We start from the raw sequence: 25823 nt of genomic DNA on the forward strand, positions 1-25823 counted from the left end.
TAAATCGCGTTATGCGCCGAAGTGCGCGGGGGCTAAACGCCCGGCATGAGCAACCGTTCCGAACATTGACCTATTCAAGACAATGTGAACAGCTCAATCGACATTCCGATAAAGTATGAATACTTATTAATATTTATCGAGACAGCAGAATAGCTCTACCGCTTCTTACAAGAGAGCAGAAATCTCAGGTCCAACAACGGGAACTTCTGTCACGGGAATTGGTTCCCGAGCCTTGGCCATGCGCCAATGGAGAATCATTCAGCCCTCAGGGACCGATGGTCCTCTGAGGCAGCAGAAGCACATGACCTATCAGCAGGCTTGTCTGGTTTCACAGCCATCAGGAAAGCGACCGGAGGAGAGATACCAGACAGAGGCTCGGCATCCTGTCGGCACTGGACTTGACCAAGGGACTGACATCGCCGAGACAACCGACCGGCTTGGGCGCCTTCTGCTTCTGCTCACGGGGAACGTCACTGCCCTCCCGTTGAGTGACGGGGTGCTGGGCCGCAGGAGCCTGAATGTCTTCCTTGAGAGTGACCACAGGCAGATCCGTGTCTCGGGCGTAGATCGTGGTCCCGGAGTGAGGATCGGACTTGTAGAGCACCTTCCCGTCGCGATCGCGAAGGATCACCGTCGCCTGGGCAACGCCAACGAGCTCAACGATCGACACGGTTGCCGGATTCTCGCTCGGGACAGGAGCCATCATGCGATCCCCCTTAGTCGTGGCGCTCATGCGCAGGGGAAGCGCAGCATTGGACAGGACCTCGGATTGCGCCTGGTGAGACATGTTGAAGGAAGCGGGTACGAAGCTGCCCGCGACGAAGAAAATTCCAGCCAGTCCCACCAGTGCCACAGGGATACGGAACATCCCTCTCTCCTGCTCTTCAACCTCAGCATTTGGAAATTTAACGCGACCGTTTCTTTGATGTTCCTGCATTCTTACGTAGGAGAAGAGAATAAAAAGAGGGAGAAAAAGCCTGGAACTTTTGTTTTCGATAGGACGTTCTTTAAGCACCGGCCTCCTGGTCCTCCCCGCATTCCCCTTGTGCATTGGCCGGCACCTTAGACGGGCTTTCGAGCCCGTCTTTTTTTGCGCTCAATACATCCGCACAAAAGAATAGCCCGGCCATTAAGCCGGGCTATTACTATTCAGGCTGGTATCCGTTTGGATTTAAGCTGTTGCAGCTCGCGCTTCGCGCCGACGTGCGCTCTGCTGGAAGAACAGGGCTTGGCTGATGACGGCGGATACGTTTGCCGGCTGGAACGGCTTGGCGATCAGGAAGGCCGGCTCAGGGCGCTCGCCTGTGAGGAAGCGCTCCGGATAAGCCGTGATGAAGATAACCGGCACCTCGAAGGACTTGAGGAGGTCGTTCACCGCATCGAGGCCGGAGCTTCCGTCCGCCAGCTGGATATCCGCCAGGATCAGGCCGGGCTGCTTGGCCGCGGCCAGCTTGACGGCTTCCGTCCGCGTGCGGGCGACGCCGGTGACGTTGTGGCCCAGGCCTTCGACGAGGGCCTCGAGGTCCATGGCAATCAGCGGCTCGTCCTCGATGATGAGGATGTCGGTTGCCATATCGGCCGCAAGCTCGCGGCCGGCTTCGTCCACGAGGTCGCGCACGGTCCGCGTGTCGACATCGAGAATCTGGCCGACCTCCTCTTCTCCGAAGCCTTCGAGGCAGGAGAGAAGGAACGCCTGACGGGGAAGAGGTGTAATCTGCCCGAGCCGAACCTCGGCCGGCAGATCCCGCTGGATCTGCTCGCTTCGGCCGTTGACCGACAGGGAATTCCAGATCCGGGTGAAAACCTGAAAGAGCTCGACCTTCACGTTTCCGGAGGGGCCGATGGTCTCAGGCTCACTCACAAGCGTCTCGAGGGTCGCAGCGACATAAGCGTCCCCAGCCATCTGGCTGCCTGTGAGCGCGCGCGCATAACGACGAAGGTATGGTAAGTGCTGGACGACAAGCTGGGCTGTCGACATTCGCTTCCCCTTAACTGTGCTTTTGACTCGTTGTACCGATGGTTCGTTCAACGCGGCAAAGCTGCAAAAGTTCCGTCGAATGGAACCGGGCGCAGCAATGAGCGTTATTGCTCGAAAACGAATATATGGATACTGCCAAGGTTGGCTACCCCGGATAAACATGGGGTGGCGAGGGGAAGAATATGACGGTTGATAAGGGGAACAAGCTCGCCCGGGTCAGTCTCGATAACGGCTCCGGCGAAAAGCTTGCAACCGATCCTAAGCTCGACAGCGGCAGCCAGAAACGCATCGGCGACCAGCTCCGCGCCATGTATGACGAGCTCATGCAGCAGCCAGTTCCGGATCGCTTCAGGGACCTGCTCGAGCAGCTGGACAAGAACGGGCAAAAGGACGGGTCTCAATGACATCAGAGCCTGAGCCCGAATTACGGGAGGCTCTTCTCGCGGCGGTCCCCAGCCTCCGCGCCTTCGCGATCTCACTCTCAGGCCAGGTCGACAGGGCAGATGACCTTGTCCAGGACACGCTCCTGCGAGCACTTTCCAATCTGCATCGGTTCGAACCCGGCACGAACCTGAATGCATGGCTCTTCACCATCCTGCGCAACCTCTTCCACTCCGAGTACAGGAAGCGGCGCCGCGAGATCGAGGATCCTGACGGCTCTTATGCCGGGCGGCTGAAGGTTCAGCCCGAGCAGGGAGCCCATCTGGATTTCGAGGATTTTCGCAGCGCTCTCTCCCAGCTCCCATCCGATCAGCGTGAGGCCCTTCTCCTGGTAGGAGCATCGGGCTTTTCCTATGAGGAAGCCGCCAATATCTGCGGCTGTGCCGTCGGCACCATCAAGAGTCGGGTCAACCGGGCGCGCATCCGCCTCGCCTCGCTGCTGAATGTTGACGACATCGACGATCTGGGCCCCGACAGCATGACCCGGGCAGCCCTTCAGGGTTGACGCAACAGACCACCAGCCTCCCCCCAAAAGACAAACGCCGCCTTCTGACGGGCGGCGTTCGATGTCAGGTATGCCGCAGCGGCATCACATAGGGCTGCGTCCGCGCAGCAGGCCTATGACGGCGGAGATTGCGAACAGCACGATCGCAACGAAGAAAATCAGCTTCGCGATTTCAACGGCGGTGCCGGCGATACCCCCGAAGCCGAACAGAGCTGCAACGAGAGCGATGATGAGAAAAGTGACTGCCCAACCGAGCATGGTGTTACCTCGCTAACTTTACAATCGACTGAAAGCCGACGATGTTCAAACAACGCCAAGCGCGACTGTAAGGTTCCACCTTTCGTTATTCATTGAACCTGTTCATCAGTCGTTCAAAAGTAATCCTCCAGGCTTTTGTTCATATGGAACTCGACATCCCGCCACACGTTTTCAAGAACACTTGGGAGAGATGGCCAATGAATCGTTCGGTTGCCCTTCGTGCGCTTTTCATCTTTGCGGTTGCTACCGTCTTTGCAGCGATTACCGGCGCGGCCTCTCAGGTCGAGATCGCGGAAATCCTCTTTCTGATCGGCGGCTCCCTCTCGGCCGTCATGCTGCTTTTCGTGCTGATGACTCCCTCGCACAATCCGGTTCCGGTGCGCGTGCGTCGCAGACGCTGACATCTCCCGCGGCACCAGAATGAATCGGGCGGCTCTTTTGAGCCGCCCTTCTTGTTTCAGGCCTCCGTGGGATCGCCGCCGTTCGGATGCAGGACCGAACCGGTGATGTAGGAGGAATCCTCCGACGCCAGGAACAGGTAGGACGGCGCCACCTCGTTCGGCTGCCCAGGGCGTTTCATGGGCGTGTTGGCGCCGAACTGCTTCACCTTCTCGGCCGGGAAGGTCGAGGGGATCAGCGGCGTCCAGATCGGTCCCGGCGCCACGCCGTTCACGCGGATGCCCTCGCCAGCGAGCTTCTGCGCCAATGACCGGGTGAAGGCCACGATCGCGCCCTTGGTGGCGCTGTAGTCGAGCAGATCGCCGCTGCCGCGATAGGCGGTGACCGACGTGGTGTTGATGATGGCGGCGCCCTTCTTGAGATGGGGCATGGCGGCCTGAACCATGTAGAAATAGCCGAAGATGTTGGTACGGAAGGTGCGGTCGATCTGCTCGGGCGTAATCTCCTCGATCTCCTTCTTCGGGTGCTGCTCCGCCGCATTGTTGACCAGCACGTCGAGCTTGCCGAAGCGCTGGATCACCTGATCGACTGCCGAGCGGCAGAAGCCTGGGTCGCCCACATCGCCCGCAAGGGTCAGGCAGGAGCGCCCTTCCCTCTCCACAAGGCGCTTCGTCTCTTGAGCGTCCTCGCTCTCGTTCAGGTAAAGGATCGCAAGATCGGCACCCTCACGGGCAAACAGAACGGCTGTCGCGCGGCCGATGCCGCTGTCGCCGCCGGTGATGAGGGCAACCTTGCCCTGCAGCCGGTTGCTGCCCGGATAGCGCGGTTCGTAGTCGGGCCGCGGGTTCATCTCGGTTTCGTAGCCGGGCTGCTGATCCTGCACCTGAGGCGGCAAGGTCTGGTTCTGGTCGGAGCTCATGCTGACATCCCTTGTGCGGAAAGGATGCGAGCTTCCTGCCGGCCATGAGGAACAGGCCGAGCCATACGAGAAAGCCCGCGTTGAGGCTCAACGCGGGCTTCAAAAGCGTGTTCCTGAAGGCTACAGGCTTAGTGCGCGGTCTCGGTGCGATCCACCGTGCTGGGCGCCATTCGCAGAAGATGGTAGAGGATGATGGCCCCGAAGGTCGCCGTCCCGATGCCGTCCAGGGTGAAGCCGGCCACGTTCAGCTTGAAGTTGCCGGCGCCCAGAACCAGCGCCACCGCCACCGTGATGAGATTGCGCGGATTCGAGAAATCGACCCGGTTTTCCACCCAGATCCGACCGGCGGTCGCGGCGATAAGGCCGAAGACCACGATGGAGAGGCCGCCGAGCACAGGCCCGGGGATCGTGCCGATGAAGGCGCCGAACTTCGGGGACAGGCCGAGCAGCAGCGCGAAGGCCGCGGCGATGAGGAAGACCAGCGTCGAATAGATGCGGGTCACGGCCATCACGCCCATGTTTTCGGCATAGGTGGTCATGCCCGTGCCGCCGGAAGCCCCCGACAGCATGGTGGCAATGCCGTCGCCCATGAAGGCGCGACCGAGGTAGGGATCGAGGTTGCGGCCCGTCATGGCCCCGATGGCCTTGATGTGCCCGAGGTTCTCGGCCACCAGGATCACGGCCACCGGCGCGATCAGGCTGATCGCCCGCATGTCGAAAACCGGGCTCTGGAAGGTAGGAAGCCCGAACCAGGCCGCCGCACCGATCTTCGCGAAGTCGATGGGCTGGCCAAGGCCCAGCACATTCGCACAGATGAAGTAGATCAGGTAGCCAGCAGCGCCACCGATCAGCACTGGCAGGCGGCGCCACATTCCCGGAGCATAGACGGCCACGAGGCCAACCGCCACGACGGTGGCGAGGGCGATCCAGCGCGCGAAGTCGGTGCCGTTCTGGTTGTCGGGGGTGATGCCCGAGGCGCTGTTGATCGCAATCGGCGCGAGCACCAGACCGATGGCGGCCACGATGGCACCGGTCACCACCGGCGGCATCAGGCGCTCGATCCAGCGGTGCCCCGCCATCTGCACCACAAGGCCGATGAGGAAGTAGAGCGCACCGGCCGCGATGATGCCGCCGAGCGCCAGGGGAATGTTGGGGTTGGGGCTGCCCACGCTCGCCCCAGTGGCAACGAGAACGGGGCCGATGAAGGCGAAGCTGGAACCCAGATAGCTCGGCACCCGGCCGCCGACCACCAGGAAGAAGATCAGGGTTGCGATGCCGGAGAACAGGATCGAGACGTTCGGATCGAAGCCCATCAGGATCGGCGCCAGCACGGTCGCGCCGAACATGGCCACCACGTGCTGCAGGCCGACGACCACCATCTGGCCGGTCGGCAGCCGCTCGTCCGGCATGACGACCCCTTCGGTCTTCAAGCTCCATCGCGGCAGGAAACCATCGCTCATGACTACACCCCCAAGTACGACACCATTGTTGGATACCTGGGGCCGCACCGTAGACTCGGGTCCTGTGGAATGGCTAGGTGGGATAAGGACTTATTAACCGGCGCGAAGACCCAAATTCTGGACAAGTGCCGTTTTGACAGTCACATCTCGGGCGGTTGATCTGGCGAGGGACAGCGATGCGCAAGAACCATGATGTTTCGGCAGGTGTGGTGCACAGCCTCTGGATCGAGAGCGATTGCTTGAAGGACAACCTGCTCGACGATCCCTCTCGGCGCCGGATCGACGTCTATGTGCCGGCCGGCCATGACGGCCGCGGCCTTCCCCTCCTCGTCGACCTCGTCGGCTACACGGCCGGCGGGCCCGCCCACACCAACTGGAAGAACTACGGCGAGAACGTGCCCGAGCGCCTGGACCGGCTGATCGGCACCGGCGCCATGCCGCCGGTCGTGGTGGCCTTCCCCGACTGCTTCACCCGGCTCGGCGGCAACCAATATGTGGACAGCGCCGCCATGGGTCTCTGGGAAACCTTCCTGATCCGCGAGATGCTGCCCTTCGTCGAAGAGCGCTTCGGTTGCGGCGGAGACGGACGCCGGGGCGTGTTCGGCAAGAGCTCGGGCGGCTATGGCGCCATGGTGCATGCGTTGCGCCACGGCGGCTCCGTGTGGTCGGCCGCCGCCTCCCATTCGGGCGATGTGGGTTTCGAGTACCTCTATCATCTAGGGGAGTTCGCCGGAGCATTGCGCCATCTGGTCGATCACGGCACGTCCATCGAGGCCTTCCTGCGCAAGTTTGAGGCGGGCCCCAAGGCGAAGGACAAGGACTGGCACACCCTGATGCTGCTCGCCCAGGCGGCAAGCTTCGATCCCGATCCGAGCCAGTTTTACGGGGTCCGCCTGCCGGTGGATCTCGAGACCTGCGAGATCATCGAGGAGCGCTGGGCGAACTGGCTGCGCTGGGATCCGCTGAGGATGGTGGATGACGCGGAGCACCAGGCAAACCTTCGCGGGCTCAAGGCCTTCTACATCGATTGCGGCGACATCGACCAATACAACATGGTCTACGGCTCTCGGATCATGCGCCGGAAGCTCAAGGCCGCGGGCATTCCTCACACGTACGAGGAATTTCACGACGACCACTCCTCCGTCGATTACCGGATGGACATCAGCCTGCCGCTCCTGGCGAAGGCCCTCGCTTAAGGTCGGCGCTTACGCGCCGCCGGGCTCGTCCTCGGTCGGCAGCTCGCAATGGTTGTGGATATGGGTGGCCGCTACGGCCGCATGGCTCATGCCCACCACGATCTGGTCAATGCCCCGGACGATGTCGCCGGCGGCATAAAGGCCTTTGACGCTTGTCTGGCAGTGGCTGTCAACGATCAGGCTGCCCGAGGGGTCGTGCTCGGCCCCGAGGGAGATGGCCAGATCCGAGCGGTATTTGAGGCCGAGCGCCGAATAGAGCACGTCGAAGCGATACTCCTTGCCGGCCACGTTCACGGCGGAGATCCGGTCATTCTCCATGGCTAGCGACTCCACCGGGGCCTCGACCACCTTGATCCCGTGCTCGTCGAGCCTCCCCTGCTGCTCCGGGTCGAGCTCCAGATGCTGCCCCAAGGTCAGCAACGTCACATCCCTGGAATAGGTGCGGGCGATGAAGACCGCCTCTCCGATGCCATGGGCCCCATAGGCAATGACGGCGATCTTCCGGTCGCGGGACTCATAGCCGTCGCAGATCGGGCAGTAGCGGACGAGGCCGCGCTGGACGGCATTGGGAACGTCCGGCAGATCGGGCTCGATATCCACGGCTCCCGTGGCGATGACGACCCTCCGGGCCGCGACTTGGCCCGTTGAACCGTCATTGCCCTCCACCACGGCGATGAAGCGGTCGGGCTGCTTGCGCAGGCCCGTGACCCGGCCAGCCTGAATCCTCGCCCCATACTGCTCCAGATTGGTGCGGGCCCGCGCCAGGATGTCCTTGCCCGCAATCCCTTCCGCGAACATGGGGATGTTATGGCTCGTCGGGATCCAGGCCGCCCGAGGCGTCCCGCTGTCCACCACGGCAAACTGGCGCTTGAAGCGGGCCAGATACAAAGCCGTCGTCAGCCCTGCCGGCCCCCCGCCGACGATCAGGCAGTCCAGAATATCCCCGTTAGCCGCCATCCCTCTCCCATCCTTCCATGAATGCAGGAGTCACAACACGCGAGAGCGGGAAAAGATCAGAAACACTGGAAGATGCTCTGGAATGGCAACATCCCTTGTGCCGCCTCCAGAAAGGGGTACGCCGGATCGCCATGCTATTAAAGTACTGGGGAGTAACATCGCGGCATTTGCTGTCAGCCGTTTAACTCCGCTGTTGGCATTTGGTTGGCTTGCTCTCACGGCGCTCACTCGCCCCGTCTGACCCAGATTCACTGGTTCTGTCGCACTTCAGTCGCCCTGGAAGGCGCTGTAAGCGCAAGCTTTTCTTGCAGTGGCCCGCTCAGGGTTCTCGAATAGGTCGCGGTCATGTGGTGACTGTCCCTGTAAACAAGAACTCCCCCGATCATCACAGGACAATGGGTATTGTCACAGAAGTATTCAGAGAAATCCAAAATTTTAACATTCAGTGTTTTTGCCACCATAAAAAGATTATCTTCACGCAACACCTTCTTGCGTGAGGGTAGGCAATCCGTCATCCAATTCTTGCTGCCTTCGAGGCATTTGCCCGGATGAGAGGGTAGCCATGGTATGTTCCGGACGTGACGGACATCCAGACCCATTTCAAGCAACGGCCTCCATGTAGCGATCAGCTTTTCTTGCGTGACCTTGTTAGATCCCGAAGAATGAGAGATGAGAACAACGTCCGGACGCTCCCGCGAGAGCCACTCGATGACGTTCTTCGACCATTCAGCGCATTCGGTATAAGGACGCTTGAGACCTGTATCGTAGACTGGCTCTAACGAGAATATGCACGCGGACTTCGCGATCCCACGAAAATAGATCGGTTGGGTGCGCACGATGTCCTCGAAGGCAGGAAACCAATGCGTTGCATGGGAATTGCCGATCATGACGACCTTGGTGCCACTATCCGGATTCCCATAGTGGCAGACCAAAACTTCAGTTCCTTCAACGGTCTGCTGACACCTGTCCCTATAGGCAAATGGCACATCTGCATTGACCTTCTCAGGTCGGGGCACAATCCTCAGAGGATCCTCTTTCCTCCAATCATAGCCGGCGTCCTTCATCGCCAATGCCCCACGCGGCTTGTCGCTCGAAGCGATCGGCGTCGGCTCGAGAGCATCCCGCACCAGATACGAAGCCCCTGCAATAACCGTGATCGCAATGCTGGCCGCACCGACCAGGAAGGTGCGCCCCAGACTCAAGCGTGCGCTTCGGAATGGATCTTCGACGAACACCTTGCTGAGGTGAGCTAGCGCCAAAGATGCAGCAAAGACAGCCACCCCGGAGCGCAGGCCGACTGCTCGCCCGACGACAGTCTCATAGATGACGATCACTGGCCAATGCCAGAGATAGAGCGAGTATGAAATATCACCCAGATACTGAAACGCTCGCGTATTCAGGATCCGCCCAGCTGACAGAGGCACGTGCGCGCCGCTGGCCAGGATCACGGCGGCGGCGCCCAAGGTGGGCAGCGTCGCCGCATAACCGGGAAAGCTCGTCTGATCGCTGTAGACAACACACGCCAGCACGATCGCCAAGAGGCCGACTCCTCCCAAGACCGCGCGCATGGAAGAGGCGATGAAGTGGCGAACCGGGATGACGGCCAAAGCCCCCCCGAGCGCCAGTTCCCACGCGCGCGTGGTGGTGACGAAGTAAGCCACGCCCGGAGTGACAGGTGTCAACCAAACCGAGTAAGCCAGCGATCCAAGTCCAATCAGTCCCACGAACCAGCCGAAGGATGCGCGGGGACTCAAAGCGCTCCATCGCGCGAAGTGAAGAACCGGCATGAGGATCAAAGGCCAGAGGATATAGTACTGCTCCTCGACCGAGAGGGACCAGAAATGGTTCATTGGTCCTTTAGCGTCGTCGGCCAGGTAATTGACCGCTTCGGCTGCCAGGAACCAGTTCTGGACGTACAGGGCGCTCGCGACGATGCTGTTTGCGAGATCAGCCCACTGCCCCTTTGGAAACAGCGGGATTGCCAAAGCTACCGCAAGAGAGACAACGGTTGCAGCCGGCAAGAGGCGACGGATCCTGCGAGCATAGAATGCGCCGATATTGATCCGGCCTGACCCTTCCGCCTCCTTCAGCAGGGAGCCGGTAATCAGGTAGCCGGAAATGACGAAGAAGACATCGACCCCGACATACCCGCCTGGCAAGATCCACGGCCAGATATGATAGAATAGTACAGCGAGAACCGCGACTGCACGCAAGCCTTGAATCTCTGGAACAAGCTCATGCTGAGGCTTAAGCATAGTGTAATTTTATAACTTTACTGTCTTCTGTACAGACTTTGATGCAATTCGATTTCAAAATCCGGCAAGTGCCGAACCATACTTCCTAGAATCAAAGACCTTTGCGCGTCTTATTCTTTGCAAGTATTAACAGGTCAAGATTAATTGCTTCCTGGTCTCCGGCCCTGATGCAGCGGAAGATGGGAGATGGCTCTGTGGAAGCGCCAACAGCCTCAAGGCATCACATAATAGAGGGCCAACAGCAGGCTCAGCCCCCCGACCCCCATGTGAGCTATTTTATCACATGAGGTTGCATTTCTAAGGGTTCGGGACTACGCCCGCTAAATCAAAAGAGCACTCGAAGGACATGATGCGGACCATTTTGCGATCGGCATTCTTCTTCATTCCTCAGCCTGTCAGGCAGTGGATGAGGGCCTTCGTGCCCAATGGAATTCACCATAACATCGCTAGAGGACTGGCGCCCTCCTCTCCCCCCATCCAGGTGAGCAAACCTGCGGTCAGCAAGCCGCCCAAGGCGCAGAAGCCGCCGGAACCTCCTCGGGAGGCTACTGCAAAGCAGCTTTTCGATGCAGCTTGGTATCTCACCCGCTATCCCGATGCGCCAGCAGATCATGAGGAAGCCTATCGCGATTATCTCGCTGCAGGCATGAAGAGCGGTCGCTTTCCTAGCCCATGGTATGAAAATGTTAAGTTTCCGGCACGTGCGCGCATTCCCCAGGAGCATGCCTATCGCGTTACCGCATCTCCTATTCTTTGCCGAGTGCCCGTGACGCGATACCTCGCGCCGTACCAGATCAAGAATATCCTTCACAGGCGCTTCGATACATTCGATCAGTATTTCCATCTTGCCGTGGTCACACCCGATCTGCTCGGATCAGACCTCTGGGAGAACGATCTTCGCATCATTGCCTGCATGGACAGTGCGAAGAGGAGGCTCGCCGCAGAATATTCTGCAAAGTCGCCAGACACATTAATCTCAATCATCATGCCGACCCGCAATCGCCCTGACGTGATTGGCGATGCGATCGTCTCAGTCATCATGCAGTCCTACCAGGAATGGGAACTGGTTATTGTTGATGATGCAAGCGAAGAGCCCGCAACGGAAGCCATCGTCCGGCAGTTTGATGACAAGCGGATCAAGTATGTTCGCCTCGATCAGCGAGCGGGGATCAGCGCCGCTCGAAATGCGGGGATAGAGCATTCATCCGGTCGAGTTCTTGCCTATCTCGACGACGATGATCAGTGGGACCCTGACCATCTTCTTATCCTGTTCAATCAATTGCGCTCCCATGGGGCTCGCGCTGCTTATAGCGCCTATGCGGTTTGGGATAGGTTCGATCCCGAATCCCGGTTGGGGGCTGGATTCAAGGCGATCCGTTTTGCGCCCTTCAATCGAAGCTTCCTCGAGAACACCAATTACATCTCGTTGGTGGCGTTCATGCACGAACGTGAACTATTGGCAGAGGTTGGGCGATTTGACCCCTCCCTGACCCGTCATGTGGATTGGGACCTCTTTCTCAGGATGGCCGAGGTTACGAGGCCAATCGCTGTACCATGCATTCTGGGCCACTCCTTTCAAGGCAGAGCCACAGGAGGAGTTTCGGACTGCACTGACGAGGAGCGCTACCTCGTAGACTTCAGATCGAAAATGGCAGAACGGTCAGACTGGTCACAGCCGTTTGCAACTGCCGACGGTGCCGAGCACCTGGCGACCTCTCTGGGCAGGCGGGCGCGGAAGGTCCGCAGGGAAAGACTGTCGGTGCTTCCTACCGAATCCATTCAGATTGTGATCCCGAACTATGAATCTCGCGATGAGCTTGAGATGTGCCTGCGCTCCATTGCGGAGCACACGCCCCCCCCTTACGAGATCCTGATCGTGGACAATGGCTCGTCTGAGGAAACCTACACGGATCTGCTGAAGCTGCCGCTCTCGTTCGACAACGTGCGCGTTATCAGGGAGGAAGCCAACTCTGGATTCAGCTTCGCCGTCAATCGCGGGCTCAACGAGGTTCTGAGTAAGCACGAGAAGGTTCTGATCCTCAACAACGACACCCTCGTCACGCCCGACTGGCTCGATGAGCTGCGTTATGTCTTGTTCAAACACAATGATGCCGGCATGGCCGTTCCGCGTCAGGTCCTGCCCGCAAACAGCAAAGCCTCAAGATACCAGATGCCGGGAGCATCGATCCGCTTTGAGTGCGACATCAATCTCTCGGCGCACCACAACAACATCCTCAATCTGGACTTCGATGTGGAGGACGGGTTAGTCGAACTCAGCTACGCTCCCCTCTTCTGCGGCCTGTTCCGGCCTGAGACGCTCGAAGCCCTGGGAGGTCTCGATAGCGGGAATGGCGCCCATTACCGTTCGGATTGGGTTCTTTGTGATGGCATCCGACGCCTGCTCGGGCAGAGGATCATCTATACTCCTCACAGCAAGATCTATCACCTGCAGGGTGTCGCAACGCGCAAGAGGAAATCTTCGGGCGATGGCTTTCTAAGTCAACGTTCGGCGAGGCCACAGGCTTCATAGACGACGCTGCGTCATCGACAGCCTCACGGGGAATACCTCTGCGACGACAGTTGGCTGCTTTTTCCAGAGAGATAAGTACACAACAGTATTCAACGCTTAATATGCATACTTGCGATAAAATGCGCAGTCAGCGCCCTCATGGCACCACAGCAAACCTCAAGAGTATGGCTTAACGAGGTAAATATTTTTGATTGATGAATTCAACAAACTACGCTAAGGGCACGGCCTGCCGTTCAGCTTAAAGGTATGCGACAGACCCTCATGCGAGGGAAAACCGCCCTCGTGAGATAGCTTGGAGTGAGAAAGTACGATGACAGGTGTTGCAACGGATTCACTCCCGCCTGTGCCCTTCAAGTTACGGACGATTGTTCACTTGGTTCAGGATGTGGCCAAGATCGGCGGCATCCCGGGCCGCGTGCGCAACACCATCGCGTCAGCCCAGGGCCGCCCCATCCAGCACATCTGCCTCTCAGCCCGGCGCGACCCCGCCGCCCCGCCCCTGGCCAACACCCTCTATGCCGAGCCTGACGAGGCCGAGACCCTCGCCTTTCTCGCCACCTGCCATGCCACAGACACGGTGGTCATCACCCCCAACTCCGTCATCCGCGCCTTCTCGCCCGCCGTGCGCGAGCAGCTCACCCGCCTGCCCCTCCTCCACATGGCCTCGGGCCAGCTCGCCTTCATCCTGCAGGATTCCGACGTCCTGGCCCATCTCGACTTCGTCGACACCTACAAGGTCTCGCGCATCCTGTGCCTGTCGGACATGGACATGAGCTTCCACCGCCAGATGGGCATCCACGACCTCACCAAGATCCGCCTGCCGGTGGCCACCCGGGCCACAAACGGCTACAGCCCGGCCACGAACCGCTTCGTCACCTATGTCGGGCGCATCGACTTTCATGCCAAGGGCGCCGAGCGCCTGGTGCCGGTGGCCCGGCTGATGCAGGAGCGGGGCTTAGGGCGGCTGCGCATCTTCACCACCGACGGGCCCAACTCGCCGGATCTGCCGGCCTTTCTCGCCCTGCTCGACGAGGCGGGGGTGAGCGACGGGGTGGAGATCATCTACAACGTCACGGACAAGCCGGCGCTCTACAGCGAGGCCTCGGTGGTGCTGCTGCCGTCGAAGAAGGAGTCGTTCGGCAACGTCATCCTGGAGGCGTTCTCGTTCGGCGTGCCGGTGATGGCCACCAGCTATGCGCCGGGCCCGGCGGAGGTGATCCGCCATGGCGAGGACGGGTTCCTGCTTGACGAGTTCTCGGCGGAAGCCGTGGTGGCTCTGCTGGAGAGTCTGACGCCGGAGAAGCGGGCCAAGCTGTCGCGGGCGGCCTTTGCCCGCCACCACGACTACTCGATGGAGCAGTACCTCGCCTCCCTGGAGACCATCGCGGCCGACACCGCCCTCGCCTTCGAGGGCAAAAACAGGGTCAGGGCGTTTCCACATGTTCGCGCCACAGAGAACTTGAGAGCTCAGATCAAGGATGCCCGCAGGCAGATCAGACTGCTTGAAAAGGGCATGAAGTCTTTGAAAGAGTCGTACTCCTGGCGCATCACGGAACCTCTCCGCCTCATCAAGAGTAAGCTGAGCCGCAATCCGCAGGGATAGGCGATGCATGCCGCCGAAGTCCTTGCCTCTAACGAGAGAGCGGAATGACGCCCTCCAAAATGCAATCCGAGTCCAGCCTATGAAGCCTATTCTGACGATCGGCGTCACCACACACAATGAGCGGGGCAATATTCAAAAGCTCCTTGATGGGCTTGCTCTCCTGGATGATCGGCGCTTCGAGATCATTCTGTTTGATGATGCCAGCACCGATGGCACCAATACCCTCATCACGCAGCACCCTGTTTCGAAGAGAGCCCACTTCCAATCCCATCTCGCTGAAACGAATTTCGGGTCACCCTCGGTTGGGCGGCAGTACATCGCTGATCACGCTCAAGCGCCTTATGTCACTTTCGTCGACGGAGACGATCTCGTTCAACCAGAAGCGCTGACCGCATTGGCCAGTCGCTTAACGCCAGGGTTCGATATCATCGTCACCCCCTTTATGAATGGCAGAAGGCGAGAATTCCCGAGAGTGATCGATCCGAACCGGGCGATCACCAGCCACACGATCACCCGCATCCTCTCCGGCATCGGAGGAAAAATCTACAACCGTGACGCGCTGAGACTGCACACCCAAGATAGTGTCAAGGGCCGCAGCGAGGATGTGCGCCTGAATATGCGCATTCTCCTCGGAGGCTTTGACCGTGTCCAGCTCATCGATGTCAGTCCGTTTTACCTGATTGCAGCCTCACGCAAATCCACTCTCTCCAAGAACATCCTCCTGCCAGAGATTGCAGCAAGGGTTGAAAATTACCAGGCTCTCAAGGAGCGGCACGGGGTTGACGACACCTACCTCAAAAACCTGCACCGCAATCTGCTTAAGGTTGTACGGGACGATCCTTCGCTGACGGAAGCTCAGAGACTGACGCTTCGTAAAGCGCTGAATGACATCATGCCCTTCAAGTTACGGACGATTGTTCACTTGGTTCAGGATGTGGCCAAGATCGGCGGCATCCCGGGCCGCGTGCGCAACACCATCGCGTCAGCCCAGGGCCGCCCCATCCAGCACATCTGCCTCTCAGCCCGGCGCGACCCCGCCGCCCCGCCCCTGGCCAACACCCTCTATGCCGAGCCTGACGAGGCCGAGACCCTCGCCTTTCTCGCCACCTGCCATGCCACAGACACGGTGGTCATCACCCCCAACTCCGTCATCCGCGCCTTCTCGCCCGCCGTGCGCGAGCAGCTCACCCGCCTGCCCCTCCTCCACATGGCCTCGGGCCAGCTCGCCTTCATCCTGCAGGATTCCGACGTCCTGGCCCATCTCGACTTCGTCGACACCTACAAGGTCTCGCGCATCCTGTGCCTGTCGGACATGGACATGAGCTTCCACCGCCAGATGGGCATCCACGACCTCACCCAGATCCGCCGGCCGGTGGCCACCCGGGCCACCAACGGCTACAGCCCGGCCACGAACCGCTTCGTCACCTATGTCGGGCGCATCGACTTTCATGCCAAGGGCGCCGAGCGCCTGGTGCCGGTGGCCCGGCTGATGCAGGAGCGGGGCTTAGGGCGGCTGCGCATCTTCACCACCGACGGGCCCAACTCGCCGGATCTGCCGGCCTTTCTCGCCCTGCTCGACGAGGCGGGGGTGAGCGACGGGGTGGAGATCATCTACAACGTCACGGACAAGCCGGCGCTCTACAGCGAGGCCTCGGTGGTGCTGCTGCCGTCGAAGAAGGAGTCGTTCGGCAACGTCATCCTGGAGGCGTTCTCGTTCGGCGTGCCGGTGATGGCCACCAGCTATGCGCCGGGCCCGGCGGAGGTGATCCGCCATGGCGAGGACGGGTTCCTGCTTGACGAGTTCTCGGCGGAAGCCGTGGTGGCTCTGCTGGAGAGTCTGACGCCGGAGAAGCGGGCCAAGCTGTCGCGGGCGGCCTTTGCCCGCCACCACGACTACTCGATGGAGCAGTACCTCGCCTCCCTGGAGACCATCGCGGCCGACACCGCCCTCGCCTTCGAGGGCAAAAACAGGGTCAGGGCGTTTCCCAAGCTCAGGGCCGTCGAGGCCTTGACGATGCAGCCGGTCTCAACCTTCTTGACGCAGCGTTATCGCATCAGGGAAAGGGTGTTGGCTTTCAAGATTTTGCTGGCCGAACGGGTGCTTCCTTGGCGCGCGTTGAAAGCCCTCAGATGGATTAAGAGAAGGCGCGGATAACTCTCCAACATCATCGATGAGCTTACAAAATGGTTGCTCCGAGTATGAATAACAACTCGGACGGATCATGGGTTGATTTTCAATCTGGTTGTTGAGAAAAGTCGAGCTATGACGGTCTATATCGGAAAATGTGTGCCGATACATACTTGGCCCGATGGAGGCCGAGTTCTACCAAATATTAGCAGCCAAACCAGTCTTTGGCGCCTAAAAACGAAGCACGATATAAAGCAAAGTATAAAAGAACAGCCGGATCCAGAACTATGACCAGCGATTTAGTTGACAAGCAAATAACAGTATCGGTTGTGGTTCCGGTTTATTCCGGGAGTAAGTACTTACACGCATTATTCGAAGAAATTCAAGCTTTGAGAGACCGCTGGGTGAATGAAAAAGCACCCATGAGTCTTGTAGAAGTTATTTTCGTTGATGACGCAGCAGTCGACACTTCACCTGAAATTATTGACCAACTCTCGCAGCAGCACTCCTGGGTCACGGCAATTCATTTAGCGCGCAATTTTGGCCAGCATCCTGCAACCATTGCAGGAATTCTGCACACGTCCGGCGATTGGATCGTAACCCTTGATGAGGATCTTCAGCATCCCCCTGCTTATATCGATGAGCTTTTCCGTGAAGTCGCAGGCTCGAGCTATGACGTGGTCTACGCGAAAGCCGAAAGCAAGGTTCACGAGAACTATACCCGGGATCTCGGTTCCTCATTGTACAAGCGCCTCATTGAAAAGCTCAGCGGAATACCAAACATTCGATCCTTCAACAGCTTCCGCCTGATCCGAGGATCTGTGGGACGGGCCGCAGGCAGTGTATGTAGCCACGACACGTACTTCGATGTAGCGCTCTCTTGGTTTACCCAACGGGTTGGCATAGTGCCGATGCGCCTGAAGGATCACCGCTTCATTCAGGAAGGGAAGAGCGGGTACAAACTCTCAAAGCTGCTCTCCCACGCAAGGCGCATGCTGATGTCGAGCGGGGCAAAAGTAAGTCGTATCGGAGGCGCCTCTGGATTGCTCATTCTCGGAGCAAGTTTGGTGTTCGGCCTCATCTTACTATTGAGGAAGATTTTCTTTCCAGAGACCATCCTCGTCGGCGGCTGGACATCGCTAATTCTTGCCGTGGTGTTCTTTGGGGGCATCATCACCTTTCTGATAGGGGTAGCCCTCGAGTACCTTTCTTTCCTCGTCACCAACGCTCATGGAAGGCCTATCTTCTTTATCGTTGACCGGAAGATGGACGAAGTCTTGGTAAAATACTACGCGCCAGAAGAACCATGATCATTTTTCAGCGTCCTATTACGGAATGCGGGCGACGAACATCACTCCATGTAATTGCTCTATTTGGCATGGGACTTGTCGGGCGGGCCATAGCTGCCTCGCTATTGCGCCTGTCAGAGTGGGCATCGCAGGAACTCGCATTCTCTTGGGTCGATCCGAGTCAGCGCCTTGTAGATAAGTCAATCATAGAACAGTTCATCATCCGCCCTGCGGACCTTCCCATCGATGACAAGGTACATGGAATAGGACAGCTCGATATAGTTTGGGTTGCAGGTCGGGCTGGCTTCGGATCGTCACAAGCCGATGTTGAGCAGGAGTTCGATGCATTCTGCGATGTCCTGGAAATAGCCGAACATCTTTGCCAGAAGATCCCAATGGCATCGCATGCCTTCCATTTATTCAGTTCAGCCGGCGGATTGTTCGAAGGGCAGCGCCAAGTCCATAGAGACAGTATGCCTGAACCCAAACGGCCCTACGGAGCATTGAAGCTTGAACAAGAGAGGCACCTCGCAGCAGCAACCCAGCACGTCTCAAAACTCATCTACCGACCGAGTTCCGTATATGGCTATTCCGGAACTGGGCTGCGCATTGGCTTGGTCAGCGCCTTGGTGCAGAATGCAATCCGCCATCGCGTCTCCCAAATCTTCGGCGAGCCCCATACAATCCGGGACTACGTCCTGGCCTCAGATATAGGATCCTTCGTGGGAAATCGACTTATGGCGCGACCACGTAAGTCGGAGACCTTCTTGCTTGCCAGCGGAAGGCCAAGCACAATGTTTGAAATGTTGCGAAAAACCGAGCAGGCGGTCGGACGAAAGTTATATTGCCAATTTGACTCTCAACCATCCAATGCAAGCCATATCAGCTTTTCCAAGAGTGCATTGCCTGATGACTGGAGCCCAAGCGATTTGGATACAGGAATTCGGCAAACAGCTCTCCAACTAAGAGGAGCTTTCGTCAGAAATGGCTAAGACAGGCACACGAACGAAGTTCTGGCATCGGGTCTTGGAGCAGCGTTTGAACCGAGCATGTTATAGAAGCGAAGATCGGTTGAAATACACTAATTTGCGACGAAATGCGCTTCCGAATGCGTTTTCTGCCGTTATCGTGACAATGCGAAACTCCGCAATAAACTGACGTGAGGAGTTCAGATATACATCAATGAAACAACTACCAATTGGCAAATGCGCTTCCGACAGTAATGTACTTTTAAGATTGTTTCGCTTTGCAATAGCTGGCGGCATTTGCACGCTTCTACATTTTTTTCTTACAAACGTGGCAGTTGCGGGCTTCCGACTCGATCCCGTTCTTTCCTCAAGCGGCGCATACCTTACTTGCGTGCCTATCTCTTATCTTCTTCAAAGCCGGTTCACATTCCGCGCAAAGCAGGACACAAGGGCCCAAGTCACCAAATTTACTATCGTGTCCGTTAGTGGTCTTCTCGTCTCAGCTGCTGTTATGAAGTGGGCCGTAGAGAAACAGGGCCTCCCGTACTGGGCTGGCGCAGCGGTAGTTGCTGGAGCCATACCGGTTGTGAATTTTTTAGTTCTCTCAGTCTGGGTATTCACCAAAAAGTGAATTCTTCCAAAGATGATCAGATTCATCTAATTAGAAGACGAGGCTAACCACCCAAACAAACAATGCCAACGGCACCGATAATTGTCACAGATTGCGGTGCCGGCCATTTTGGAGCAGATTTGCAATAGTTATTTCCCGCAGCAGTCTCAGAAGCGGTTGGGTGACGCAGATCGTAGCCGATCGCCTGCTGGAAAGTAGCTGAGTATGCAAGGCCAGGGGCGAGCGAAGAAAGGTTCAGATCTTTGTATGCCGAAGGGAGCGGCGCCGTATGTCCGTACCTTCCACCTAACAGAATGATTGTCTGAAGCTTAGAAAACTCGGGCAACTCTTCAAATCGTCCGAAGATACGTAAGGCTTGGCGACTGTCCCACTGATTAACACGCCACTGGTCAAATAGAATGCGATTATCAGAGGCGATGTAAGCAAAGGCGAGAACAATCGAGCAGACGGTAAGGATACGGCGAACAGCGACAGACCCGGCCATCCAGCCGAGCGCTAAAAGGCCGCCTAGGAGAACGGCAACGGCGCTCAGAACTCTAGGCACGAGCCAAACGACACTTCCTATGATGGATAAACCAGCGATCCAGAGTACTGCTCCTATGATAGCGGCAGAGCTAAGGGCAGCCATTGCGATGCCCCGATTCCGGGCGATAGCGTACAGAATCGTCAGCACCGCAAGGCTCAGAGCCCCGATAGAGACCCACGTAGCCACCGGCGGGATAAGTCGTTGTGGCGGCCAGAACGCCAGAGTTAAGGCGTCCCAGACCACAGAGATTCTTGAGGGCAGCTTTGCCAAACTTATGAGGCTTCCGCGGACTTCTGTTGGGATGTGCAGGACAGCATTTATCCCTTTAGCAATCGCGAAGCAAAGCGCCGTACTGAAAAGAGTTATCACTAAGGCCCGGACCACGGGTGCAATAGACTCGCCTCGCACAAGGCTCGCCACAATCGAAAGCAAAAGGGTGATAAGAATATAGTGGAGAGTAACTTGATAGATGGACAGAGCCGCTACTATCAGAGCAACTCCGACCATCCAAACATTTACATTATGTGCTCTCACAACGAGCAGAGTTCCGAGGAGCCCTATCGCGAGCGCCAGACAGACGAACAGCGTCACATCGACAAAAGTGAAGATCTCTGTCGTAAAAGGATGCAGGCAAAAAATTACAGCGAAGATTAGGTAAGGTATGCGACGGCCAGTCGGGTCGATGGTAAGATATGCAAACAGACTTGCAACTGCGGATAAGCCGCACGCCAAGAGAACGGAACTGAAGGCGACTTGGACGCCGCTATATTCAAACTGACGGAATAGTGCCAACAATGCTGCAAGGCCAAATCGGTACTGCGATAGGAAGTGCCCGTAATGGGTGGCACCTTCGTCCCAAAGAGTCGCCTCGTTCCATGCATCTACAGAGTAGAGCGGATGGATAAAGGCTTGCCCCTTCGCCAGCAGCAGGCACCCAAATACAACCAAAAGCGCTTTGTAGTGACTCATGATTATAGTGCTTGGAGACAGAGTCCTTAACCAGCCAATCATTAGTAGAAATCCTTTGTTTGCTTTGATCTATCCGCCCTTCTTCGACAGGTCAACGCGCTGTCTATTCCATTTGCAGCCGCTTCAAGGACATAGCCAGCGATACGCCCGGTCTTGGGCAGCTTCTGGAACGCTTCTGTCGAAGGTCGGTTTAAGTTCCGCCTTCTAGGTCCCGAGAATGCGAACTGCTTTCGCGTCGAGTCACTCTTCCACCCCGGTCTAAGCAAGATCTATCGGTTTCAGCTCAGGCATGGGACTATCGTACCTCGACTCTCTGCAGTTCCTCATTAGTGAGGCAACAGATCTGACTTTATCGGTAGCATCACGGATAACCTGCTTCTTGCAGAGCCGATCTGTTGCGCCTGAGACAAAGCTGTTCTAAACTCAGTATTTATTGCACCGCGTCAGCCGCATCAGAGCGAAAGTCGCCTCATCTGTCTTGTTGTGGGCTGTTTCTGGATGACCACTTTCTCACACCACATTTGCAAATCCGCGAATTCAGCAGAGGCATATATCTAAGCAAACTTCATGGCAGCCCGAACATCTCGGCCGTCTATACCTCGTGGTAGGGACAGGAGCACACCGCCTTACAGCAAGCCAAGAGCATATCTGCAAATGCAGCACTGCTCTTGGGATGGACACACTGATGGTAGTCCCCTACCCTCTCGTAACGTCACCCCAACCAGTTCAAGGAACGCAGAACCGTGGAAAGATCAGCACTCGGAACTCTCGCGCGGAATATTCCGGGAACTTCTGCACTCATGCGGCGGCTCGACATGATCAGCGAGCAGAATGCAAAACTGTCATCTGCGCTACAGGCCCAAGCAAAAAGTCACGCCGCTGATATGAGATTGCTCAAGCAAGAGGTTGACCGCAAAATTGTGGCGGTTAATAAACTGAGGGATGAATTCGAGAGTAAGATCGCTTCCGTCATCGAGAGAATAGAGGCTACTTCGGCCTCTGTGTCGGTGCCTGCTTCCGCACAACCCGTAACCGCGAACCCAGACGGTTGGGACGCGAGCCAGAGCTATGAACTGGTGTTCTGGCGTGAACACTGGCCCTATCGAGACCTCCCACTGACGGAGCTTCAGACCATGCGGCACGGTGATGCTGTCTGGTTTCTCAAGCAGATGGGTTTTGCCCAAACGTCCGAGATGAGTTTCGACGGGTTCCAAGGGAAAGTTCTGGAAGCCGGGTCTGGCCCTATCGGTTTCTTTGAGCTTATCGATAACGTCGACGTGACGGCTCAGGACACCCTCATGGACCTTTACGCTGAGCATCTACCATATTCAACAATCGGCAAGAGAGGGTCGGCGACCTATACGGGGACGCCCGTTCCACAGCTTCAGGAGCGTTTTAAATACGTCGTTTGCAGCAACGTCCTCGATCATACGGCAGATTGGATTGAGTTCCTTCGCGATTGCTGCGCTTTATTGGAACCGGGCGGTGAGTTGCTGCTTGTTACCGACTCGCGAGGAGTCCCTATGGAGGGGCACACGCAGGTATTCAGTCCACAGCAACTACGAATGGTCCTCAAGATCTTAGGCGCAAAAAGCTTCCTTATTGACCGCACCGAAGCTGTCACGGATGGTCATTGTGACTTCCGGAATTATGTTCGAGCAGCCTTTTAGGATCGCGTAGCCTGTACTTTCGGTTGGGTGCGGTCTCCCTGCATCAGAGGTAACCCCCATATCGATTTTCATGAGGGCTCGTAGTGGGTGAAACAGACAGAGTTGAACCTAGATCAACAGAATAGATACGTTACAAAGGAGGGAGTATGTGAAGGATTGCCAGGATGACCTCGAATATCGTCGACCTTCATGCTTCCTCTGGCGAGACGAAGTACAATAAGATCACCCGTCTTGCAGCAGAGGTTGAGGCGTGGAGAGTCGCAGCCAGAGTATTGGATGCAGGTATCTCAACGCCGGAGGGTCTTCCAACGTGCTTGCACGACCTAAGTGATGCTGAGGCCTTCCGTTCCAAAGCAGCACTGGATAAGCACACGGCCAAGCGAGCCTCTGCCGACGCTGCGCTGAACCAGATCAGACGCTAGACGATAGCATTTCCGCAAAAGGCTGCAGCCTCAGGCGGCTGAGACAGGAACTGCGGTCCCACGAGGGGCAGAGAACTTACGTCGGATCAACGAGCGTCCAGGCTTCTCCACCAGTTCGAACAACAAAGCCGCGCCGACAAGGCTAAGGATCCAATATGTGGCATAAAATGCCCACGGATGTACCGATGCCTGTTGCCAGAAGTTGCCCGCAATATACCGCACTACGATCTGGTGCAGCATGTAGAGAGCGAAGCTGATCTCCCCAAGATATACAAGTGGAGTTGTCTGTAGCAGGTGAGATAATCCTCCTTCCTGTCGAGCAAATACCACCAGAGCGCCAGCAAAGACGATGAATGGCCCACAAGTCAGGACCCAGATACGGGTCTGCGGCGGTAAGGCCGTCCCGTACCGCCCAATTCCGGTACACACCAGCATCGCTCCCAGACACGCAAGAACAGCACAAATCTCAAGCATCGTCGCGGATCCATAGGCAACACGCGGGACTGCTACTCGTAGGCTCTTGAACGCGACGAAGGCCAGCATTCCCGCGATGAACTCAATGATCCTTGTAACCGGCGAGATATACAGGAGTGACCAAGCAGATAGGCCAGGAGCGACCTCCTGTGTCGGCAAATCCCACATCACCGCGAATGCGAGTACTGCAGCCAGCCAGGCCGCCGCTCCGGCTGCAACGACTGCCCATCTCCGCTGGATGACGCCAATCAGGAGGGGAAAGGCGGCATAGAAGGCCATCTCCGTCGATATGCTCCACGAGACCGCATTGAACGAGAAATACCAATCCCGCCAAGGCGTGAAGGATTGGATGAGGAGCAGATTCCCCATGAGCCGTGCTAGTGCGGCTGTCCCTCCTTGCGATGTTGTCGGCCAGACGAGGAATACAATAGCGAGGCTAGCGGTAACAGCATGGATCGGCCACAACCTCGCACATCGAGCAACGAAGAAGTTGCGATAGCCCAGCTCTTTCATCCGGCCATCATAGGTGTACGATAGAATAAACCCCGACAGGACAAAGAAGAACGACACTGCGGGGCGCACATCTACAATCAAGGAGCGGACGGGCGAGAAAGATGGCGATGCCCCATGACCTAGTACAATCGCAGAAGCGGCAAAGAACCTGAGAGACGTGAGAGAACGAATATGCCCCGCTTCGGCCATAGCATTTTGCCCTATACCAAAAATTTCCCTTATGCGCGGACAAGGATCATGTCTAGAGCATATGGGATCGGCTAGATGGGAATATTGTTGACCCTTGCTCGATTGATGGGGATCGCTTAGGCAAAACCGACGACCAAAGAGGTAATGATGGCTCCCGCGCGCCTGATGAACTGGCTCAAGCCCAAGCTACCGGCTCGACCCTACAAAGTGGTCAGCTTCTTCACGGCGGACAACGAATATGCTGCGCACTCCGCGCGTCTGCGGGAAACCTTAGAGCGCTTTGCAGTCCCGCATAACCTCGTTTCGATCGAGAGCGCTGGGCCTTGGGAACACACTTGCGCCTGGAAATCCCGCTTCCTTCGCGAACAATGGGAAGCCTCAGAAGTTCCGATTGTCTGGATCGATGCCGATGCGACAGTTGAGGCTCCACCGACGCTGTTCAACACCATCGATAGCGATTTTGCCGTCCATAAATGGGACGGGTGGCAGTTTGGATCGGGCACTCTGTACTTTGGAAAGACCGAGGCGGCGAAAGCCCTGCTGGACCAGTGGCTCGTCAGGTGCGAGGCCGACCCCGCCACATGGGATCAGACGCATCTGCAGTCGGCTTGGTGCGACATCAGCGCCCAACAGGAGTTGCGTACCTACTGGCTACCGCGATCATACCTTCAAATCTTCGACGCAAAGGCTGATGAGCCAGCCGTCATCAAGCACTGGCAGGCCTCGCGCAAACCAAAGGCGGAAGGCCGCACCACCGGACTGCCGCAACTGTCACACACGCTGAAGGGTATCGAGGACCGTCGCAACAATCGCTTGTGGCGCACACCTGAAGAGGCTTTCTGGATCAGTCAGGGCACAGCCCATATCAAACCTGAGCTTGGGTTCGACTTTCCCGAGGGTTTTGACGTTGGTGAGGCTCTGCACCAAGCAATCGCTGGACAGTATCCAGTCTTGGAAGTTGGCTGCGGTGTCGGTCGCGTGGCCTCCTGCTTTACTCCTGAGCAATATGTTGGTGTCGATGTTAATCCCAATGCTCTCCGTCAGGCCCGGGCCTCCTTACCCCAGCACAGTTTTCGCATCTTTGACGATGGGTTTGAGTACCCGCCAGCCCCGACTGCGATGATCTATACGGTTTTGCTTCATGTGTCCGACGACGCCTTACCCCCTTTGTTAGAGCAGGCCGTCAAAGGCCGGCAACGCTTCATCATTGCCGAGGTGATGGACACACGCTGGCGGCGCGAAGGCAACCCTCCAGTATTCAACCGCAACCCCGAGGATTATATCTTGATGATGCAGGATCTCGGCTTTCGCTTTGTTGCCGTGCAAAAGCATGCTTATGAGCGCTACGATCAGGAGCCATGGAATGTTGGTCGTGACAGCCGCATCACGTTCCTCACGTTCGAGGCTGCATAAAAGCACAGATAATAGATCGGAGGAGATCCCGACGGCCGCCACCGGGAATGGAACTGCATCATTATGATGCTGAACGAGAGCTTATGCCTTGCGATGAGAGGCAGTCAGAACGAAGCTTCTGGCCACCCGG

21 protein-coding genes are annotated in these 25823 nt (G+C 57.4%); 12 read left to right on the forward strand and 9 right to left on the reverse strand.

The window, feature by feature from the left end; genetic code table 11:
* Nucleotides 1-337 precede the first annotated feature (337 nt).
* Nucleotides 338-868, reverse strand: coding sequence for a hypothetical protein (locus FHR70_RS08675; RefSeq protein WP_183449167.1), 531 nt, complete (start codon nt 866-868; stop codon nt 338-340).
* Nucleotides 869-1171: 303 nt separating this feature from the next.
* A complete protein-coding gene (locus FHR70_RS08680) occupies nt 1172-1978 on the reverse strand; it encodes a response regulator (RefSeq protein WP_036347878.1) in 807 nt (268 codons plus the stop codon).
* A 182-nt stretch (nt 1979-2160) separates the two neighbouring features.
* On the opposite strand from FHR70_RS08680, the gene FHR70_RS08685 reads away from it, so the two are divergent.
* Both FHR70_RS08685 and FHR70_RS08690 read left to right on the forward strand, forming a co-directional pair.
* The gene (locus tag FHR70_RS08685; RefSeq protein WP_183449169.1) at nt 2161-2382 is read left to right on the forward strand and encodes a NepR family anti-sigma factor; all 222 of its coding nucleotides are present in this window, start codon (nt 2161-2163) and stop codon (nt 2380-2382) included.
* Entirely contained in the window at nt 2379-2924 is a 546-nt protein-coding gene (locus FHR70_RS08690; protein ID WP_183449171.1) for a sigma-70 family RNA polymerase sigma factor, read from the forward strand. Before FHR70_RS08685 ends, FHR70_RS08690 begins: the two co-directional genes overlap by 4 nt.
* Before the next feature lie 84 nt (nt 2925-3008).
* Here FHR70_RS08690 and FHR70_RS08695 read toward each other — a convergent pair whose 3' ends face one another.
* Nucleotides 3009-3182, reverse strand: a complete 174-nt coding sequence (locus FHR70_RS08695; RefSeq protein WP_009494036.1) for a DUF1328 domain-containing protein — start codon at nt 3180-3182, stop codon at nt 3009-3011.
* 197 nt (nt 3183-3379) lie between these two features.
* Here FHR70_RS08695 and FHR70_RS08700 point away from each other — a divergent pair, with 197 nt between their 5' ends.
* The gene (locus FHR70_RS08700; protein WP_183449173.1) at nt 3380-3583 is read left to right on the forward strand and encodes a hypothetical protein; all 204 of its coding nucleotides are present in this window, start codon (nt 3380-3382) and stop codon (nt 3581-3583) included.
* A gap of 56 nt (nt 3584-3639) precedes the next feature.
* On the opposite strand, the gene FHR70_RS08705 is transcribed toward FHR70_RS08700, so the two are convergent.
* Both FHR70_RS08705 and FHR70_RS08710 read right to left on the reverse strand, forming a co-directional pair.
* A complete protein-coding gene (locus FHR70_RS08705) occupies nt 3640-4500 on the reverse strand; it encodes an SDR family oxidoreductase (protein WP_183449175.1) in 861 nt (286 codons plus the stop codon).
* A 128-nt stretch (nt 4501-4628) separates the two neighbouring features.
* Nucleotides 4629-5960, reverse strand: coding sequence for a solute carrier family 23 protein (locus FHR70_RS08710; RefSeq protein ID WP_183449177.1), 1332 nt, complete (start codon nt 5958-5960; stop codon nt 4629-4631).
* Between the two features lie 176 nt (nt 5961-6136).
* On the opposite strand from FHR70_RS08710, the gene FHR70_RS08715 reads away from it, so the two are divergent.
* The gene (locus FHR70_RS08715) at nt 6137-7156 is read left to right on the forward strand and encodes an alpha/beta hydrolase (RefSeq protein WP_183449179.1); all 1020 of its coding nucleotides are present in this window, start codon (nt 6137-6139) and stop codon (nt 7154-7156) included.
* Between the two features lie 9 nt (nt 7157-7165).
* Here FHR70_RS08715 and FHR70_RS08720 read toward each other — a convergent pair whose 3' ends face one another.
* Together FHR70_RS08720 and FHR70_RS08725 are read right to left on the reverse strand one after the other, a co-directional pair.
* Nucleotides 7166-8113 (reverse strand): NAD(P)/FAD-dependent oxidoreductase, encoded by a 948-nt coding sequence (locus tag FHR70_RS08720; RefSeq protein ID WP_183449181.1) that lies wholly within the window; start codon nt 8111-8113, stop codon nt 7166-7168.
* A 248-nt stretch (nt 8114-8361) separates the two neighbouring features.
* Entirely contained in the window at nt 8362-10368 is a 2007-nt protein-coding gene (locus FHR70_RS08725; protein ID WP_183449183.1) for an acyltransferase family protein, read from the reverse strand.
* Between the two features lie 346 nt (nt 10369-10714).
* On the opposite strand from FHR70_RS08725, the gene FHR70_RS08730 reads away from it, so the two are divergent.
* The 6 genes from FHR70_RS08730 to FHR70_RS24590 all read left to right on the forward strand — a co-directional run bounded on the left by FHR70_RS08730 (nt 10715) and on the right by FHR70_RS24590 (nt 19517).
* Nucleotides 10715-12898: a glycosyltransferase family 2 protein gene (locus tag FHR70_RS08730; RefSeq protein WP_183449185.1), complete on the forward strand. Its 2184-nt coding sequence runs from the start codon at nt 10715-10717 to the stop codon at nt 12896-12898.
* Between the two features lie 310 nt (nt 12899-13208).
* Entirely contained in the window at nt 13209-14501 is a 1293-nt protein-coding gene (locus tag FHR70_RS08735; RefSeq protein WP_183449187.1) for a glycosyltransferase family 4 protein, read from the forward strand.
* 79 nt (nt 14502-14580) lie between these two features.
* On the forward strand, nt 14581-16656 hold the full coding sequence (locus FHR70_RS08740; RefSeq protein WP_183449189.1) for a glycosyltransferase: 2076 nt from the start codon (nt 14581-14583) through the stop codon (nt 16654-16656).
* A gap of 260 nt (nt 16657-16916) precedes the next feature.
* Nucleotides 16917-17939: a glycosyltransferase family 2 protein gene (locus FHR70_RS08745; protein ID WP_183449191.1), complete on the forward strand. Its 1023-nt coding sequence runs from the start codon at nt 16917-16919 to the stop codon at nt 17937-17939.
* Nucleotides 17936-18910 (forward strand): NAD-dependent epimerase/dehydratase family protein, encoded by a 975-nt coding sequence (locus tag FHR70_RS08750; protein ID WP_183449193.1) that lies wholly within the window; start codon nt 17936-17938, stop codon nt 18908-18910. The genes FHR70_RS08745 and FHR70_RS08750 overlap by 4 nt, the downstream gene beginning before the upstream one ends.
* Nucleotides 18911-19100: 190 nt before the next feature.
* On the forward strand, nt 19101-19517 hold the full coding sequence (locus tag FHR70_RS24590) for a GtrA family protein (RefSeq protein WP_183449195.1): 417 nt from the start codon (nt 19101-19103) through the stop codon (nt 19515-19517).
* Between the two features lie 43 nt (nt 19518-19560).
* Here the strand turns inward: FHR70_RS24590 and FHR70_RS08760 are convergent, their stop codons facing one another.
* Nucleotides 19561-21012, reverse strand: coding sequence for a glucosyltransferase domain-containing protein (locus tag FHR70_RS08760; RefSeq protein WP_183449197.1), 1452 nt, complete (start codon nt 21010-21012; stop codon nt 19561-19563).
* Nucleotides 21013-21812: 800 nt separating this feature from the next.
* Between FHR70_RS08760 and FHR70_RS23710 the strand changes: the two genes are divergently transcribed.
* Nucleotides 21813-22682 (forward strand): methyltransferase domain-containing protein, encoded by an 870-nt coding sequence (locus FHR70_RS23710; RefSeq protein WP_210277546.1) that lies wholly within the window; start codon nt 21813-21815, stop codon nt 22680-22682.
* Between the two features lie 452 nt (nt 22683-23134).
* Here FHR70_RS23710 and FHR70_RS08770 read toward each other — a convergent pair whose 3' ends face one another.
* Entirely contained in the window at nt 23135-24280 is a 1146-nt protein-coding gene (locus tag FHR70_RS08770) for an acyltransferase family protein (RefSeq protein ID WP_183449199.1), read from the reverse strand.
* 147 nt (nt 24281-24427) lie between these two features.
* Here FHR70_RS08770 and FHR70_RS08775 point away from each other — a divergent pair, with 147 nt between their 5' ends.
* Nucleotides 24428-25693 (forward strand): class I SAM-dependent methyltransferase, encoded by a 1266-nt coding sequence (locus FHR70_RS08775; protein ID WP_183449201.1) that lies wholly within the window; start codon nt 24428-24430, stop codon nt 25691-25693.
* Nucleotides 25694-25823 lie beyond the last annotated feature (130 nt).

It is taken from the genome of Microvirga lupini, assembly GCF_014191055.1.
GTDB lineage: Bacteria > Pseudomonadota > Alphaproteobacteria > Rhizobiales > Beijerinckiaceae > Microvirga > Microvirga lupini_A.